Annotated in this window: 11 protein-coding genes; 2 read left to right on the top strand and 9 right to left on the bottom strand. The window is 64.2% G+C overall.

Annotated features, from left to right (window positions below; genetic code table 11):
* Nucleotides 1-140: 140 nt before the first annotated feature.
* The 6 genes from FJ471_RS07225 to FJ471_RS07250 form a co-directional block, all read right to left on the bottom strand.
* Complete coding sequence (locus FJ471_RS07225) at nt 141-1,637, bottom strand: sugar ABC transporter ATP-binding protein (protein WP_140802485.1); 1,497 nt, start codon at nt 1,635-1,637, stop codon at nt 141-143.
* A complete protein-coding gene (locus FJ471_RS07230) occupies nt 1,637-2,692 on the bottom strand; it encodes a hypothetical protein (protein ID WP_140802486.1) in 1,056 nt (351 codons plus the stop codon). The genes FJ471_RS07225 and FJ471_RS07230 overlap by 1 nt, the downstream gene beginning before the upstream one ends.
* Entirely contained in the window at nt 2,689-4,812 is a 2,124-nt protein-coding gene (locus tag FJ471_RS07235; protein ID WP_140802487.1) for an SMP-30/gluconolactonase/LRE family protein, read from the bottom strand. Before FJ471_RS07235 ends, FJ471_RS07230 begins: the two co-directional genes overlap by 4 nt.
* Nucleotides 4,813-4,892: 80 nt before the next feature.
* Nucleotides 4,893-5,918 carry a sugar ABC transporter substrate-binding protein gene (locus FJ471_RS07240; RefSeq protein ID WP_140656843.1) on the bottom strand — a complete coding sequence of 342 codons (1,026 nt, stop codon included), beginning with the start codon at nt 5,916-5,918 and terminating at the stop codon, nt 4,893-4,895.
* 89 nt (nt 5,919-6,007) lie between these two features.
* The gene (locus FJ471_RS07245) at nt 6,008-6,994 is read right to left on the bottom strand and encodes an ABC transporter permease (protein WP_140802488.1); all 987 of its coding nucleotides are present in this window, start codon (nt 6,992-6,994) and stop codon (nt 6,008-6,010) included.
* A 280-nt stretch (nt 6,995-7,274) separates the two neighbouring features.
* Nucleotides 7,275-8,717, bottom strand: coding sequence for an MFS transporter (locus FJ471_RS07250; protein WP_140802570.1), 1,443 nt, complete (start codon nt 8,715-8,717; stop codon nt 7,275-7,277).
* Between the two features lie 112 nt (nt 8,718-8,829).
* Between FJ471_RS07250 and FJ471_RS07255 the strand changes: the two genes are divergently transcribed.
* Both FJ471_RS07255 and hutH read left to right on the top strand, forming a co-directional pair.
* A complete protein-coding gene (locus tag FJ471_RS07255; protein ID WP_140802489.1) occupies nt 8,830-9,831 on the top strand; it encodes an ornithine cyclodeaminase family protein in 1,002 nt (333 codons plus the stop codon).
* Nucleotides 9,828-11,324, top strand: a complete 1,497-nt coding sequence (hutH, locus tag FJ471_RS07260) for a histidine ammonia-lyase (protein WP_140802490.1) — start codon at nt 9,828-9,830, stop codon at nt 11,322-11,324. Before FJ471_RS07255 ends, hutH begins: the two co-directional genes overlap by 4 nt.
* Before the next feature lie 13 nt (nt 11,325-11,337).
* Here hutH and FJ471_RS07265 read toward each other — a convergent pair whose 3' ends face one another.
* The 3 genes from FJ471_RS07265 to FJ471_RS07275 all read right to left on the bottom strand — a co-directional run bounded on the left by FJ471_RS07265 (nt 11,338) and on the right by FJ471_RS07275 (nt 13,652).
* Nucleotides 11,338-12,141, bottom strand: coding sequence for a 3-methyl-2-oxobutanoate hydroxymethyltransferase (locus tag FJ471_RS07265; protein ID WP_140802491.1), 804 nt, complete (start codon nt 12,139-12,141; stop codon nt 11,338-11,340).
* A gap of 31 nt (nt 12,142-12,172) precedes the next feature.
* A complete protein-coding gene (locus FJ471_RS07270) occupies nt 12,173-12,487 on the bottom strand; it encodes a MocE family 2Fe-2S type ferredoxin (RefSeq protein ID WP_140802492.1) in 315 nt (104 codons plus the stop codon).
* Nucleotides 12,488-12,566: 79 nt separating this feature from the next.
* Nucleotides 12,567-13,652: a fatty acid desaturase family protein gene (locus FJ471_RS07275; RefSeq protein WP_140802571.1), complete on the bottom strand. Its 1,086-nt coding sequence runs from the start codon at nt 13,650-13,652 to the stop codon at nt 12,567-12,569.
* Between the last annotated feature and the right edge of the window lie 10 nt (nt 13,653-13,662).

Genomic DNA, 13,662 nt, shown 5'->3' on the forward strand with positions numbered 1-13,662 from the left:
AATTCCGGACCGTAGCGGCGCCCAAAAGTCACGGCATGGATTCTAGAGTCTGCGCGCGTCGCTTCGCTCCTTGCTCCGCCCGTGGACGACGAAGGGACGGACGATTCGGCCAATTGTCAAAGTACCCACCAACCAACACCCTAGTGCACGGCCGCGTACATGATCTTCTCCTCCGTCGCCTCCGCCGGCGAGAACTCCTCGACGATGCGGCCCTGGCGGCAGACGAGAATCCTGTCGGACAGGTTCATGATTTCCGGCAGGTAGGACGAGATGACGACCACGGCGAGGCCCTCGTCGGCCAGCCGGTTGATGATCTGGTGGATTTCGGCGATAGCGCCAACATCGACGCCGCGCGTCGGCTCGTCGAAGATGACGATGCGCGGCTGCTGCACCAGCCCCTTGCCGATCACCACCTTCTGCTGGTTGCCGCCGGAGAGCTCGACCACGCGCGCGTTGTCGTTGATCGCCTTGATGTTCAGCGTCTTCGTCCATTCGGCCGAAAGCTGGCGCATCTCCTGCTGGTTGATCACCCAGGCCTTTTCCCGGCCCGCGGCGAGCAGTCCGCCGAACAGGTTCTCGGCGATGCCCATCGTCTCGAAGATGCCCTCGATCTTGCGGTCCTCGGTGACATAGACGATGCCGTCGGCCACCGCCTCGCTCGGCACCAGGTAACGCACCGGCTTGTCGTCCAATTCAATCGCGCCGCCGCGCAAGAAGTCGCGCTTGTAGATGCCTGAGACGATCTTGAAAGTTTCGGTGCGGCCCGACCCGATCAGGCCGAACACGCCGGTGATCTGGCCTTCGAAGATCGAGAAAGAATTGTTGCGCACGATGTTGCTCATCGAGATGTCCTGCACCGAGAGCACTTTCTTGCCGGCCTTGCGCAATTTCGTCTCGTCGCGCTGGCGATAGATCTGCCCTGACAGCGAGCGGCCGACCATGGCGGCGACGATCCTGTCGCGGTCGAAGGCCGATGTCTCGTCGGTGATCACCAGTTCGCCGTCGCGCAGGATGGTGATGCGGTCGGCGATCATCAGCGCCTCTTCCAACGCATGGCTGATGAAGACGATCGACACGCCGCGCCCCTTCAGCCGCCGGATCAGCGCGAAGAAATGGCGCTTCTCCTCCGGCGTCAGCGTCGCGGTCGGCTCGTCGAAGATGATGATCTCGGCGTTGTGGTGAACGGCGCGCGCTATCTCGACCATCTGCCGCTTGGCGGCGCCAAGCGTCGCCACCATCGCGTTCGGATCGACCGGAAAGTTCAGCGACTGCAGGAATTGCTGCGCTGAAATGTAGGTGCCGCGCAGCCGGTTGAGGAATTTCTCCGTGCCGAGATAAAGGTTCTGCGCCACCGTCATCGACGGCACCAGACTTGTTTCCTGGAACACCATGGCGATGCCGGCTTCAAGTGCTGCATGCGGCGAGGCATACGCCGTCTCGACACCCTTGTGGAACATCTTGCCCGAAGTGGCATCGACGACGCCGGCGATGATCTTGGTCAGCGTCGACTTGCCGGCTCCGTTCTCGCCGAGCAGCGCATGGATCTCGCCCTTCCTCAGGTCGAAGCTGACATTCTTCACCGCCGGCACGCCGCGATAGGTTTTCGTCACGTCTTCCAGGCGCACGATCGGTTCCATCAGAAACCTCCCGAAGCAAGGTCAAGTGCCAGCACGCAATCGCCGCCTTTCGAGGCGATGAACAGGCGGCCGTCCTGTTCCGCCACGCTGCAGATTCCGTGGCGCGTGCCGTTGGCGCGGCTGTGCAGGCTGAATTGCGGCTGCAGGGCCCGATCGAGCCTCACGACGAGCCCATAGGAACGGCTGGGCGACCACGGCTTATGGATGCCCATGGTGCGGATGCCGCCGCATTGCAGCGGCTCGAGGAAGCTGCGGTTGGAGGCCAGCGCCGGCGCAATCCAGTAGGCCGGCGGCACCTGGTCAATCATGTCCTGGCGATAATGCGTTTCCTGCAGCACGAATTCGATCAGCCGGTTGCGCGGCGCGAACAAGCCGAGCCACGCTCCGCCGTCGACGGCCGGCGACAGCCGCGAAGGATAGCCCGGCAGATGCGCCAGCACGGTCGAGCGGATTCCGTTCGAGCCGTCGAAGCGCACGAGCTGGTGGCGCCAGCTTTCGCTTACCAGCACGTCGCTGCCGATCGGGTGAAGCCCATAGGGAAAGGCGATGTCGCCGGCGATCTTCTGAAAACCGATGCCTCCTGGCCCGCACTGCCACAGCGAACCCGACGCCCCCTTCTTCATGAGGTCAGCCGCCCATTGCGACGGCGCATGTTCGGCGGAGCCGTTGGCCAGCCACAGCGTGCCGTCATCCGCATAGGCAAGTGCGGTGATGCACCGTACTTCGACCGGCAGCGAAACCTCTTTGCCGGCGATCAGCAGCCTGCCACTTTCCAGCCCGACCGTCAGTTCGCCCGATGGCGACAGGGCTAAAGCGGTGATGGGGGATTGAAAGCTCTCGATCACCGCAGCCTCGGAGCCAGCCGAGATCGCCAGGATGGCATTGCCGCTGGACGCAAGCAGCCGCCCGTCGGACACCAGTAGATTGTCTGGTTCGGCCAACTCGGCAAAAGCCGGCAAATCGTCGAGCCTGGTATTGGGACGGAAGGCGCCATCGAGCGGCGGTATGGTGACGGCCTTGCCGCGAAAGACATCCAGGATCGGATCGAGGATCATGGGTTGCCTCCCCAATAGGAAGCGGGGCTGGTCCAGTTCGGATCGGCGCCGCTGATCTTGTAGCGTCCGATGCGGTTGTTGAGGATGCCGCCGACGAACAGATAGCCCTTGTGCTCGCGCATCGAGGTCACCATCGGATGCGCGTTGCCGGAAAGATCGCCGAGCGTCTCGACGATGCCGCCCTTCTCGTTGAACTTCACCACGCCGCCGGTGTTGATGTTGGGGAACAGCCATTCGTCCTGCGGCAGGCGCCGCGTCATGCGCTTGCGCATGTCGGGATGGCGCAGCGACAGGTCGAAGCTCGGCGTGCGCATGCCGAGCCAGGCCATCCAGTAGTTGCCGTCGGAAGCCCGGTTGATGTTGTCGGGGTAGCCCGGCATGTCGCGGATGACGCACTCGGCCGTTCCCGCCTTCGGCCCTTCCAGCCAGTAGCGGTGCACGCGGCAGGCCCAGCTTTCGGCGAAAAACAGCGACTTGCCGTCATGCGCCATGCAAACGCCATTGGTGTAGCGGTAGCCGTCGAGCAGCGTCTTGGTCGACCCGTCCTTCGGATCGTAGACCAAAAGACGACCCGTGGCGCGGTTCTCGATCGAGTCCAGCGCCCAATCGTGGGCGTCATAGCGCTTGGTCGAGTCCGTGAAATAGATGCGGCCGTCGGGTGCGATATCGCAATCGTTCGGGTCGCGCAGCCGCGCATCGTCGACGATCGAGGTCCAGGAGCGCGCCGTCTCCGCCGACAGGCGCTTTACGTTGCGATCCGGCGAGACCGAATAAAGTCCCATGGCGCCGACGCAGCTGATCAGATTGCCTTGCCTGTCGAAGGCGAGCCCCAGCGGAAAGCCGCCAATATGGGCAAACACTTCCGACTTCACATAGTCCGGCGCGAAGAAGCGCACGATCTCGCCATGCCGCGTGCCGCAATAGAGATGGTCGTCGCGGTCGAGGATGACATCCTCTGGGCCTTCCAGCTCGCCGAGCCCAATATGGTCCGCGGCCGAGAGCCGGTTGTCGAGCTCGTAGGATGTGCCGGAGCCGGGCGCGGCCGACTGCGTCTCGCCCATCTTGAGGTAGACCGGCGCGACATAGACCTCGTTCAGCACCTTGTGGCGGTTTTTCAGCCAGCGGATGTCGACGGTGACGGCGACCGCCAGCATGATGCCCAGCACCATCTGGTTGGTGCCGGTGCCGTAGCCCAGCCGGATCAGGCCGTTGGTCATGGTGAGCACGATGATGGCGCCCATCAGGCCCTTGACCACCGAGCCGCGCCCGCCGCCCAGGCTCACGCCGCCGACCACCGCCGCCGTCAGCGCCATGATCTCGAGGTTGAGGCCGGTGCCTGGCCCCGCCCCGCTCAACCGGCAGGCGATCAGGAAGCCGCCGATCGAAGCGCAGAAACCGGAAAAGACATAGGTCATGAACACAGTGCGGCGCACGCGGATGCCGGCATTGTGCGCCGAGCGCCGGGAGCCGCCCACCGCCAGCACATGCCAGCCGGGACGCGATCGCGTCAGCGCGATATGCGTGACGATGGCAAGGATGATGGCCAGCCAGACCGAGACTGACAGGCCCCAGAAGGTGCCGTCGCCGATGAAGTCGAGCACGTCAGAGCTCGCCTGGGAAAGCTGCACGTCGGCGGCATAGGTGGTGACGAGGATGTCGAACAGCGCCCGCCCGAAGATGAAGGTGACCAGCGTTGTGAGGAAGGCGCGCAGCCTCAGATAGCCGACCAGGTAGCCATTGATGGCGCCGAAGATGAGCCCCGTGCAAAGTGCGGCGGCCAAGGCCAGCCAGATCGACTGTTCGAGGATGAAGAAGACGTAGACGGCGGAAAAACAGGACAGCGCGAAGATCGAGCCGACCGAAAGATCGATGCCGCCGCCCAGCATCACCACGGTCATGCCGATGACCACCAGCGAGAACTCGCCGAGCTGGCGCGTCGATTCCTGCAGCGAGGTGAGCTTGAAGAAACCCGGAATGATCGAGCCGAACACGCCGAGCGTCGCCACCAGCGCCAGGAAAGGTATGGCGTTGTCGGTCCAGCGTTTGGTCAGGATCTCGCCGACCAGATGATCGGGCACGAGATTGTAGCGCCAGGCTTGGAGGCGTTCACGAAAATTCATCGGCTGCTGCTGTCATGAAACGGGAAAAGAGGTGGCCGGAACGGTCCGGCCACCCCGTGGATGCCGTCTGGCTGCGCGGCTTATTTCGCCGCAGCTTCGGCTTGCAGCGCCTTCAGGTCCCAGCAGCTGTCGGGCTTGAGGTCGGCTTTCGTCGTCGCCTTCTCCAGCGTGTAGATATAGGTGTGCGAGGTGCCCGCCGGCTGCCCGCTCTGCAGCAGGAACTTGATGATGGCGTTCATGTCGCCCGACTGGCGGGCAAGATCGGTCATCACCACGGCGCCATAGGTGCCGTCCACGAGCTTGTCGCAATCGGCTGCCTTCTCGCCGCCGCCGGTGGTGACCAGGAACACCTTGCCGTCGAGCTTGGCGTCGCGGATCGCGGCCGAGGCGCCGGTGGCGTCGCCATCCCAGAAGTCGATGATCGAGCAGATGTCCGGGTGCTGCTGCAGCATCGTCGTCGTCACGTTGCGCGAGGTGGTCGCGTCCCAATTGGAGTCAGGCTTGGCGACGACCTGGAAGTCGGGGTGCTTCTCCAGCACCTTCATGATGCCGGCATACTGGTAGAGGCTCGACGAGTTCGCCTGGTCGCCCTGCACGAGGCCGATCTTCTTCGACGAATTCTCGCCGCAGCCCTTGATCGCCGCTTCGGCCTCGAGCTGGCCCAGCTTGTCCCAGTCGCTGCCGACGAAGGCATCCGCCGGGAAGTTCGCGGGATTGTCGACGAGCAGCACATAAGTGCCGGCGGCCTGCGCCTTCTTCATCAGCTTCGAATAGGAATTGAGGTCGGGCGCATGGATGATCAGCACGTCGGGCCTTGTGTCGGAAGCGATGGCGTCGGTGATCGCCTGCGCGCCGGCATCGACGACCCAGTTCGGATCGCGGGTCTCGAACGTGCCGCCCCAGGCCTCGACTTCCTTCTTCAGATAATGCGCCCAGCCCTGCGCCAGGTCGAAGCCCATCGCCAGCGGCACCAGCATGACGCGCTTGCCGTTGAGCGATTTGGCATAGGCGGCGGGACCCGGATCGTCGGCGGCGAAGCTCGGCGCCACGAAGGCGGTAACGGCGAGCGCCGTGGCGGCGGCCATCAATGTTCTGAGTAGTTTCATGTCATATCCCTCTGGTTCGGTTTTCATTGCCGGCCGATCGTCGCGATCGCTCCGGGTACCCCTGAGCAAGATGAGCTAGCCCATCTGCTCTAAATATCGCCCTGTTGCGCGGTCTGCTCGTCGCGCGGATTGATAATGCCGTCGACGATGATGGCCCCCAACAGGATCGCCGCCTTGATCAGGTTCTGGTAGAGCAGCGGAATGTCGATGATGGTCATGGCGTTGAGCAGGATGCCGATCAGCGCCGCCCCTACCAGCACGTTGCGCACCCCGCCCCTGCCGCCCGAAAGGCCGATGCCGCCGATCACCGCCACCAGCACGATGTCGTAAAGCAGCGTCGAGTTGACGATGCGGGTGTTGATCGAATGCAGGCTGGCCGCCGTCAGCAGGCCGGCGATCAGGGCCACAAAAGCCGACAGCACGTAACGCAGCACCAGCATGGGCCGCACCGGAACGCCGATGTTGCGGGCGGCGACCGGGTTGTCGCCGGCGAAATAGATGAACCGGCCCCATTTGGTGTAGCGCAGGAACAGGAAGACCAGGAAGGCCAGCCCGGCGAAGACGAACACCTCGATAGGAATATCGAGGAAGCGGATGCCGCCGAGCAGCTCGACCCAGTGTCCTCCGGGCACCGGCACGGCATCCTGCGTGATCAGCTGCGAGCGCACATAGCCGAACACGAAGGAGCCGGTGGCCAAAGTCACGAAGATCGCCGGCACGTCGGCATAGGCGACGAGAAAGCCGTTGAGCAGGCCGATGGCTAAAACGCCCGCCAATACATAGACAAAGGCGAGCCCGTCCGAGGTTCCGGTATTGAGCAGCTGCAGGTACCAGGCGACCGACATCGCCATGATCGCCACCGCCGACAGGTCGATGCCGCGGCCGATGATGACGACCGCCATGCCGAGCGCCAGAATGCCAAGCACCGAGACCGAGCGGACGATCGCCACCAGATTGTCGGCGGTCAGGAACCCGGGCAGGCCCAGCGCAGCGGCGGCGAACAGCAGGATGGCGATGGCAAAGACGATGCCTTCCTGATTAAGGCGCCTCCAGTTCGGCCAGCCGGTCGCATTCATCACTTATGTCTTTCGCCCCAACGGCAAAGCCCTGCCGGCCGCCATCCCGCACGAAAGCTAATCGGCTCAACAGCGGCTCGTCAAATGAATCCGCGTTCAAGACCCCGCCTCTCCGACTATTTTCCGGGTGGACGCATCGATTGCCGCAACTGGCGCAATAGGCGGAAACTCTTGGGCTTTTTGGCAATCCGTTGCACCGGTCGCGCGGCCGGCGGAAGAGCCCGTTCGAAGGCGACGGAACCGGCGCAATTTGAGTCCGCGAAACGTGCCCGGCGCGACCTCAATTGTTCGCCGAATGGCCTGAAACCTCGGCCCCGGCATTGGCCGGCAGCACCAGAAAGCGCATTGCCGCGGCGAGACCGACCAGACCGATCGCGACAAAGGTGATTTTGAAGTCGACGAGGTCGTGCACGGTTTCGCCCCTGACGATTTGCGACAGGTTGAGGATCGCCGCCGCGATTGCCACGCCGAACAGCATCGCTATCTGCTGCAGCATGCTGGAGAGCGTCGCGGCCGAGCTGCGCTGCGCCGCGCCGATATCGGCGAAGGCGAGCGTGTACAGCGCGGTGAATTGCATCGAGCGCGACAAGCCCGCGACCAGCATCAACGCGACGGTCAGCGCCAGTGGCGTCTGCGGCGAGATCGCGCCGCAGGCCATGATCGCCAGCGATGCGATCACCCCGTTCATCACCATCACGGTACGGAAGCCGAAGCGCCTCAGCGTCGGTGTGGTCACGGTCTTCATGCCGAGATTGCCAAGGAAATAGGCCAGCACCAACAGGCCGGCATCGACCGGACGCAGCCCGAAGCCGACTTGGAACAGCAGCGGCAACAGGAAGGGCGTGGCATTGATCGCGACACGGAAGACGGTGCCCGCGGCAAGCGTCGAACTCGCGAAGGTCAGTATCTTGAAGGCCGAAAGGTCGAGCAGCGGATGCCGGGCCTGCAACAGGTGGCGAACGGCGAACCAGCCGATCACGATGCCGATGCCGATGGAGCCAGCCGTCGGCAGCAAGCCGTCCTCCGGATGCGCCAGGCGCTCAAGCCCGTAAAGCATCACCGCAAGGCCGAGCGAGGTGAGGAAAAAGCCCGGCCAATCGAATGGCTTCGCTTCCGATTCACGATCGCCCGGCACGAACCGGGCGACCAGCGCAAGTCCGGCCAGCCCCAGCGGAGCGTTGATGAAGAAGTTCCAGTGCCAGGAGAGATAGGTGGTGATGAAGCCGCCGAGCACCGGCCCGACCACGGGCGCGAACAGCGCCGGCCAGGTAATCAGCGCCGTGGCGTTGAGCAGTTCCGACTTTTCGGCGTTGCGCAGCACCAGGATGCGGCCGACCGGCGTCATCAGCGCGCTGCCAAGGCCCTGCACGATGCGGGCGGCGACGAACTGCGTCAGGCCCTGCGAGAAGCCGCAGGCGATCGAGGCCAGCGTGAACAGCGCGATCGCGACGAGGAAGATGTTGCGAGCCCCGAACCGGTCGGCAAGCCAGGCAGACAGCGGCACGAACACCGCCATGGTCAGCATATAGGCCGTGATGCCGATGCTCATCGCCACCGCCGGCACACTGAAGGACTGCCCCATCTGCGGCAGCGAGGTCGAGATGATCGTCGAGTCCAGCAATTGCATGAAAAAGGCGACGGCAACGATCAATGCCACGCGTCGTGCTTGCCGTGCGGAACTTGCGGGCTGGGACACGGCTGCGTTGTCGGGGATGCTGGTCATGACGCGCTGGTTGAAAAGCATAAGCATGGCCCAGTCCAGAGCTTATCCAACAAACTTCCGTGTCACCGTTTCGCCTGTTATGGATGAGCCGGGGGGTGGCCGAGGAAAATGCATGAAGCCCATCTATATCGACTACCTCAATGCTCTCGACATCGAAGCCCTTGCCATGACCGACGCCGAGATCATCGGCGCCGTCGAAGCCGGGCTCGTCGCGCAAGGTAACGGCCGGACGGTGATCGAGCCGCGCGTCCATCTCGAGCCGGACCCGTCTTTCCACGGCCATTTCAACGTGCTGCGCGGCTATGTGGCGCCACTCGATGCCGCCGGCGTGAAGATCGTCGGCGACTATGTCGACAACTACAAGCACGGTCTACCGTCGGAATTCGGCATCCTCAACCTCTTCGATCCGCGCACTGGCACGCCGCGCGCCATCCTCGACGCAACCGTCATCACCGACATGCGCACCGGCGCCGTCACCGCCATCGGCGCCAAGCATCTGGCGAAGAAGTCGTCCAAGGTGCTCGGCCATATCGGCGCGCGCGGCACCGCCTATTGGAACGTGCGGCTGCTCGACCATCTCTTCGACTTCGACGAGATCCGCGTTCATTCGCGCAGGCCCGAAAGCCGCGATAGCTTTGCCGCGAAGCTCGCCGCAGACCTCGGCAAGCCGGTCATGGCCGTGGCCGACTGGAAAAGTTGCGTGGAAGGCGCCGACATCGTTGTCGAAGCCTCGCGGCTGCCGGAACCGCAGCCGCTGCTCAAGACCGAATGGATCAAACGGGGCGCGCTGGTCGTGCCATATGGCACGATGAGCGCCGTCGAGCTGTCGCTCACCGACATCATGCAGAAGATCGTCGTCGACGACTGGGGCCAGTGCAAGGGTGGCAAGTTCGGCTCGCTGCGCGCCCATGTCGAGACGGGACGGCTGAGCGAGGCGACGCTGCATGCCGAGCTCGGCCAGATCGCGGCCGGCCTCAAAGCCGGCCGGCAAAGCGATGGCGAGACGATCCTGTTCTGGCATCGCGGCCTCTCGCTCTCCGACATCGCGCTCGGCAAGGCGATGCTCGCCAAGGCCGGCGAAAGCGGCATCGGCCAGAGGCTGCGCTTCGCATGAGCCCGCTCGTTCTCACCGGCGCCGGTGTCAGCATCGAGGATATGGTTGCCGCCGCGCGCAACGCCTGCAAGGTCGAGGTCACGTCGGCCGTCCTCGAAAAGCTCAACAAGGCTCGCCAGGTCCTCGACGCCGCCGCGGCCGGCGGCCAGCAGATCTACGGGTTGAACAGAGGCCTCGGCGCCAATCTCGTCACGGCCGTCGAGGGCGACGCGAGCGCCTTCCAGCGCCAATTGATCGAGGGCCGCAGCGCCGCCGTCGGCGATGCCCTGCCCGTGCCGGCGGTGCGGGCGGCGATGTTCGCCCGCCTTGCAATGCTCGCGGCCGGCGGCTCAGGCCTGTCGCCGCGCGTGTTCACGGCGCTGGTCGAAGCGCTCAATGCCGGCGTGCATCCGGTGATGCCGTCGCTGGGTTCGATCGGCGCCGGCGACCTTCTGCTGATGACGGCGATCGCCCGCGTGCTGATCGGCGATGGCGAAGCCGAATATCAGGGCCGCCGCATGCCTGCGGCCAAGGCGCTTATGATGGCGCGGCTTGCGCCCGTCACTCTCTCGCCGAAGGACGGTCTCTCGCTGATCAACGCCTCGGCGGTTTCCACCGGCACCGGGGCGCTGGCGCTGACCGATGCGCTGTCCGCGCTCGACCAGCAGCAGCAGGCCGGCGCGCTGACGATGGAAGGCATCGGCGCCAACCGCACCATCCTCGATCCGCGCCAGCATCAGGCACGCCCGGGCGCCTGCCAGCAGCTTGCGGCGAAGGCGCTGCGCGACCTGCTGGCGCGCGATGAAGCGCCGGCGCCGACCACCATCCAGGACCCGCTGTCGATCCGCTGCATGCCCTCGATCCACGGCGCGCTGATCCAGGCGATCGACCATGCCAGGCTGGCGGTCGAGATCGAGCTCAACGCCGCCGCCGACAATCCGCTGGTGCTTGCCGAGGATGAGCTGGTCATGTCGACCGGCAACTTCCATACCGCGTCGCTGGCGCTCGCCTTCGAGACGCTTGGCCTGGCGATCACGCAATGCGCGGCGGCGTCAGCCGCGCGGTTCGTCCAGCTCACCGGCTCGACCCGCCACGGCCTGCCGAAATATTTGTCGCCGATCGGCGGCGCTTCTGCCGGCTTCGTCCCGCTGCAAAAGACGGTGACGGCGATCCTGGCCGCGATCCGTCACAAGGCCAATCCGGTGATGCTCGATTTCCTGCCCGTGTCCGAGGGCGTCGAGGACCACGCCACGCAGACGCCGCTCACCGTCGCCAAATGCGCCGAGATGATCGTGCTGTGGCGGCGGCTGATCGCCTTCGAGCTGATGGCGGCGGCGCAGGCCGTCGATTTGCGCGAGGGCATAGCGCTCGCGCCGGCCACGGGCGCCATCCACGCGGCCGTGCGCTCGCATGTGGCGACGCTCAAGGAAGACAGGCCGCTCGGCATTGATGCCGAAGCGCTCCATGCGGCGCTGGCCAGCGGAATCTGGCAAGGTCCGCCGGCTGCAGGCTGAAGCTAACGTTGGATCAGGCCTTTGAGTCGACCTTCTTCATGAAGAGGGTGAGCTCGTCCGGATCCATGTGCACGATATGCCTGTCTTCCGGATAGGCGCCGCTGTTGACGTCGGCGACATATTCGGAAAACGCCGCGATGCGCTCCTGTTGCAGCCGGTCATATTCGGCGGCGAAGTTGCGATAGACTTTCGAATGGCGCGGCATGTGACCGCGATTGGTGCCGAGAATATCCTCGGCGAACAGGTATTGGGCATCGCAGCCCGTTCCCGCGCCCATCGACAGCATGATCAGCGGCGTGCGCTCGGAGATCGCCTTCGCCACTTCCACCGGCACCACCTCGATCTCGGCGCCGATGGCGCCGACGGCTTCCAACTGCTTGACCGCCTCGAACACCTGCATGGCGGTGTCCGCGGTCTTGCCGACCGCCTTGAAACCGCCAGTCCAGGTCGCGCGAGAAGGAATGAGGCCTACGTGGCCGATGACGGGAATCGCATCGTCGGCCATGCGCTTGATCGTGGCGTAGCCAGCGCTGCAATAGACGGCGTCGGCGCCGGCCTTGTAGAGCCGGAACGACCAGCGCACGAAATCGTCGGTCGTGCCGATCTCGAAGAAATTGTCGCCCGGCATGGTGAAGAGGCTGGGCGCCGCGTCGCGATATTGCGGATTGAGCACCAGCTCCGGCGGCACCGAGACGATATCCACCCCTGCCCGCTCGGCGGCCTCGGCTTCCTCCAGCGTCAGCACGCGCAGCATAGTCAGCTGCCGCTTGCCCTTCATGGCACGCAGATCGGCGACGGTCGGTCTCTTTCGGCTCATTGATCTGTCCCTGTTAAATTTGCCCGCGGCCTTAGCCGATATCGATCATCACCTTACCGGCCTCGACCTTGACCGGATAGGTCTTGAGGTTGACGCAGACCGGCGCGCCCTTGGCCTCGCCGGTCTTGTAGTTGAAGCGGCCATTGTGCTTGGGGCATTCGATGATGTCGTCCATCACCAGCCCGTCGGCGAGATGGGCCTTCTCATGCGTGCAGAAGCCGTCGGTGGCGAAGAAGGCGTCCTCCGGCGAGCGGTAGATAGCGAAGGTGCGGCCGCCATGGTCGAAGCGGATCACATCCTCCTCGTCCACGTCATCGACCGCGCATGCTTCGACCCAATCCGCCATCGTCCTTCTCCAACCATCATCTTTCTCTGGCCATCATCTTTGCCTGGCCATCATCTTTCTCAGGGTCGCCGCGCGACGCCTATTCGGCGGCCGCGGCCGTTATGTCGAGATCATGGAATTCGCCGCGATAGGGCTTGGCCGTCGGCGGCAATTCGCGCTTGAGATAGAAGTCCTCGTATTTCAGCTGCCTGAGCAGCACCGGCCAGACCTCGCGATAGGCGTGCCACATCGACGGGTTCGGCACCGGCAGGTCGTGCTTGATCAGCTCATGCAGCTTCGGCAGCGCGTGATAGGGCACCATTGGGAACATGTGGTGCTCCACATGGTAGTTCATGTTCCAGTAGATGAACCGGCTGATCGGGTTCATGTAGACGGTGCGCGTGTTCAGCCGATGGTCGGTGACGTTGTCGGCGAGCCCGATATGCTGCAGCAGCCCGGTCGTCACCATGTGCCAGGTGCCGTAGAGGCGCGGCAGGCCGATCAGCACCAGCGGTATCCATGATCTAAGTGCGATCGCTATAGCGATCATCGCAACGTATACCACCATATGCCAGCGCGCCGCGGTCACTGCCTTGTGCTGCTCCATCTCCGGGATATAGCTCTTCTCGTCGTCCGACAATGTTCCGAAGGCCTGGCGCACCAGCGTCGGCAGCGAATAGCGGAAGTCGAGGATGCCGGTGAAGGCCAAGGCCGCCTTGATAAGGTCCGGCGGCCGCATCACCGCGATCTCGGCGTCGCGGCCGACGATGATGGTGTCGGTGTGATGGCGCGCATGGCTCCAGCGCCACTGGACCGGATTGCGCATCAGCATGAAGGAGGCGATGTGGTAGACGACGTCGTTCATCCAGCGCGTGCGGAAGGCGGTGCCATGGCCGCATTCGTGCCAGCGCGAGTCGCTCGACGAGCCGTAGAGCACGCCGTAGACGAACAGGAACGGCACGATCCACCAACTGCCCCAGAACCAGACGATGCCGGCGGCCGAACCCAGGATCGCGGCGATCCAGATGATGGTGTCGCGGATCGCCGGCCCGTCCGAGCGCTGCATCAATTCCTTCATGGTCTTGCGCGCCACGTCGGTGTGGTACCACTCCGCCGAGGCAAGCCCAGTCTCGATCGCCGTACGTGTGCTTTCGCCGACAAGGCTGTAGTCGCGCTTTTTCGCCATGGTCAAATCG

Source organism: Mesorhizobium sp. B2-7-1, from assembly GCF_006440735.1.
GTDB lineage: Bacteria > Pseudomonadota > Alphaproteobacteria > Rhizobiales > Rhizobiaceae > Mesorhizobium.

Coding starts and splice junctions, on each gene's coding strand:
- FJ471_RS07275 (WP_140802571.1), bottom strand. CDS start 13,652: ATGGCGAAAAAGCGCGACTACAGCCTTGTCGGCGAAAGCACACGTACG.
- hutH (WP_140802490.1), top strand. CDS start 9,828: ATGAGCCCGCTCGTTCTCACCGGCGCCGGTGTCAGCATCGAGGATATG.
- FJ471_RS07250 (WP_140802570.1), bottom strand. CDS start 8,717: ATGACCAGCATCCCCGACAACGCAGCCGTGTCCCAGCCCGCAAGTTCC.
- FJ471_RS07240 (WP_140656843.1), bottom strand. CDS start 5,918: ATGAAACTACTCAGAACATTGATGGCCGCCGCCACGGCGCTCGCCGTT.
- FJ471_RS07255 (WP_140802489.1), top strand. CDS start 8,830: ATGAAGCCCATCTATATCGACTACCTCAATGCTCTCGACATCGAAGCC.
- FJ471_RS07235 (WP_140802487.1), bottom strand. CDS start 4,812: ATGAATTTTCGTGAACGCCTCCAAGCCTGGCGCTACAATCTCGTGCCC.
- FJ471_RS07270 (WP_140802492.1), bottom strand. CDS start 12,487: ATGGCGGATTGGGTCGAAGCATGCGCGGTCGATGACGTGGACGAGGAG.
- FJ471_RS07225 (WP_140802485.1), bottom strand. CDS start 1,637: ATGGAACCGATCGTGCGCCTGGAAGACGTGACGAAAACCTATCGCGGC.
- FJ471_RS07230 (WP_140802486.1), bottom strand. CDS start 2,692: ATGATCCTCGATCCGATCCTGGATGTCTTTCGCGGCAAGGCCGTCACC.
- FJ471_RS07265 (WP_140802491.1), bottom strand. CDS start 12,141: ATGAGCCGAAAGAGACCGACCGTCGCCGATCTGCGTGCCATGAAGGGC.
- FJ471_RS07245 (WP_140802488.1), bottom strand. CDS start 6,994: ATGAATGCGACCGGCTGGCCGAACTGGAGGCGCCTTAATCAGGAAGGC.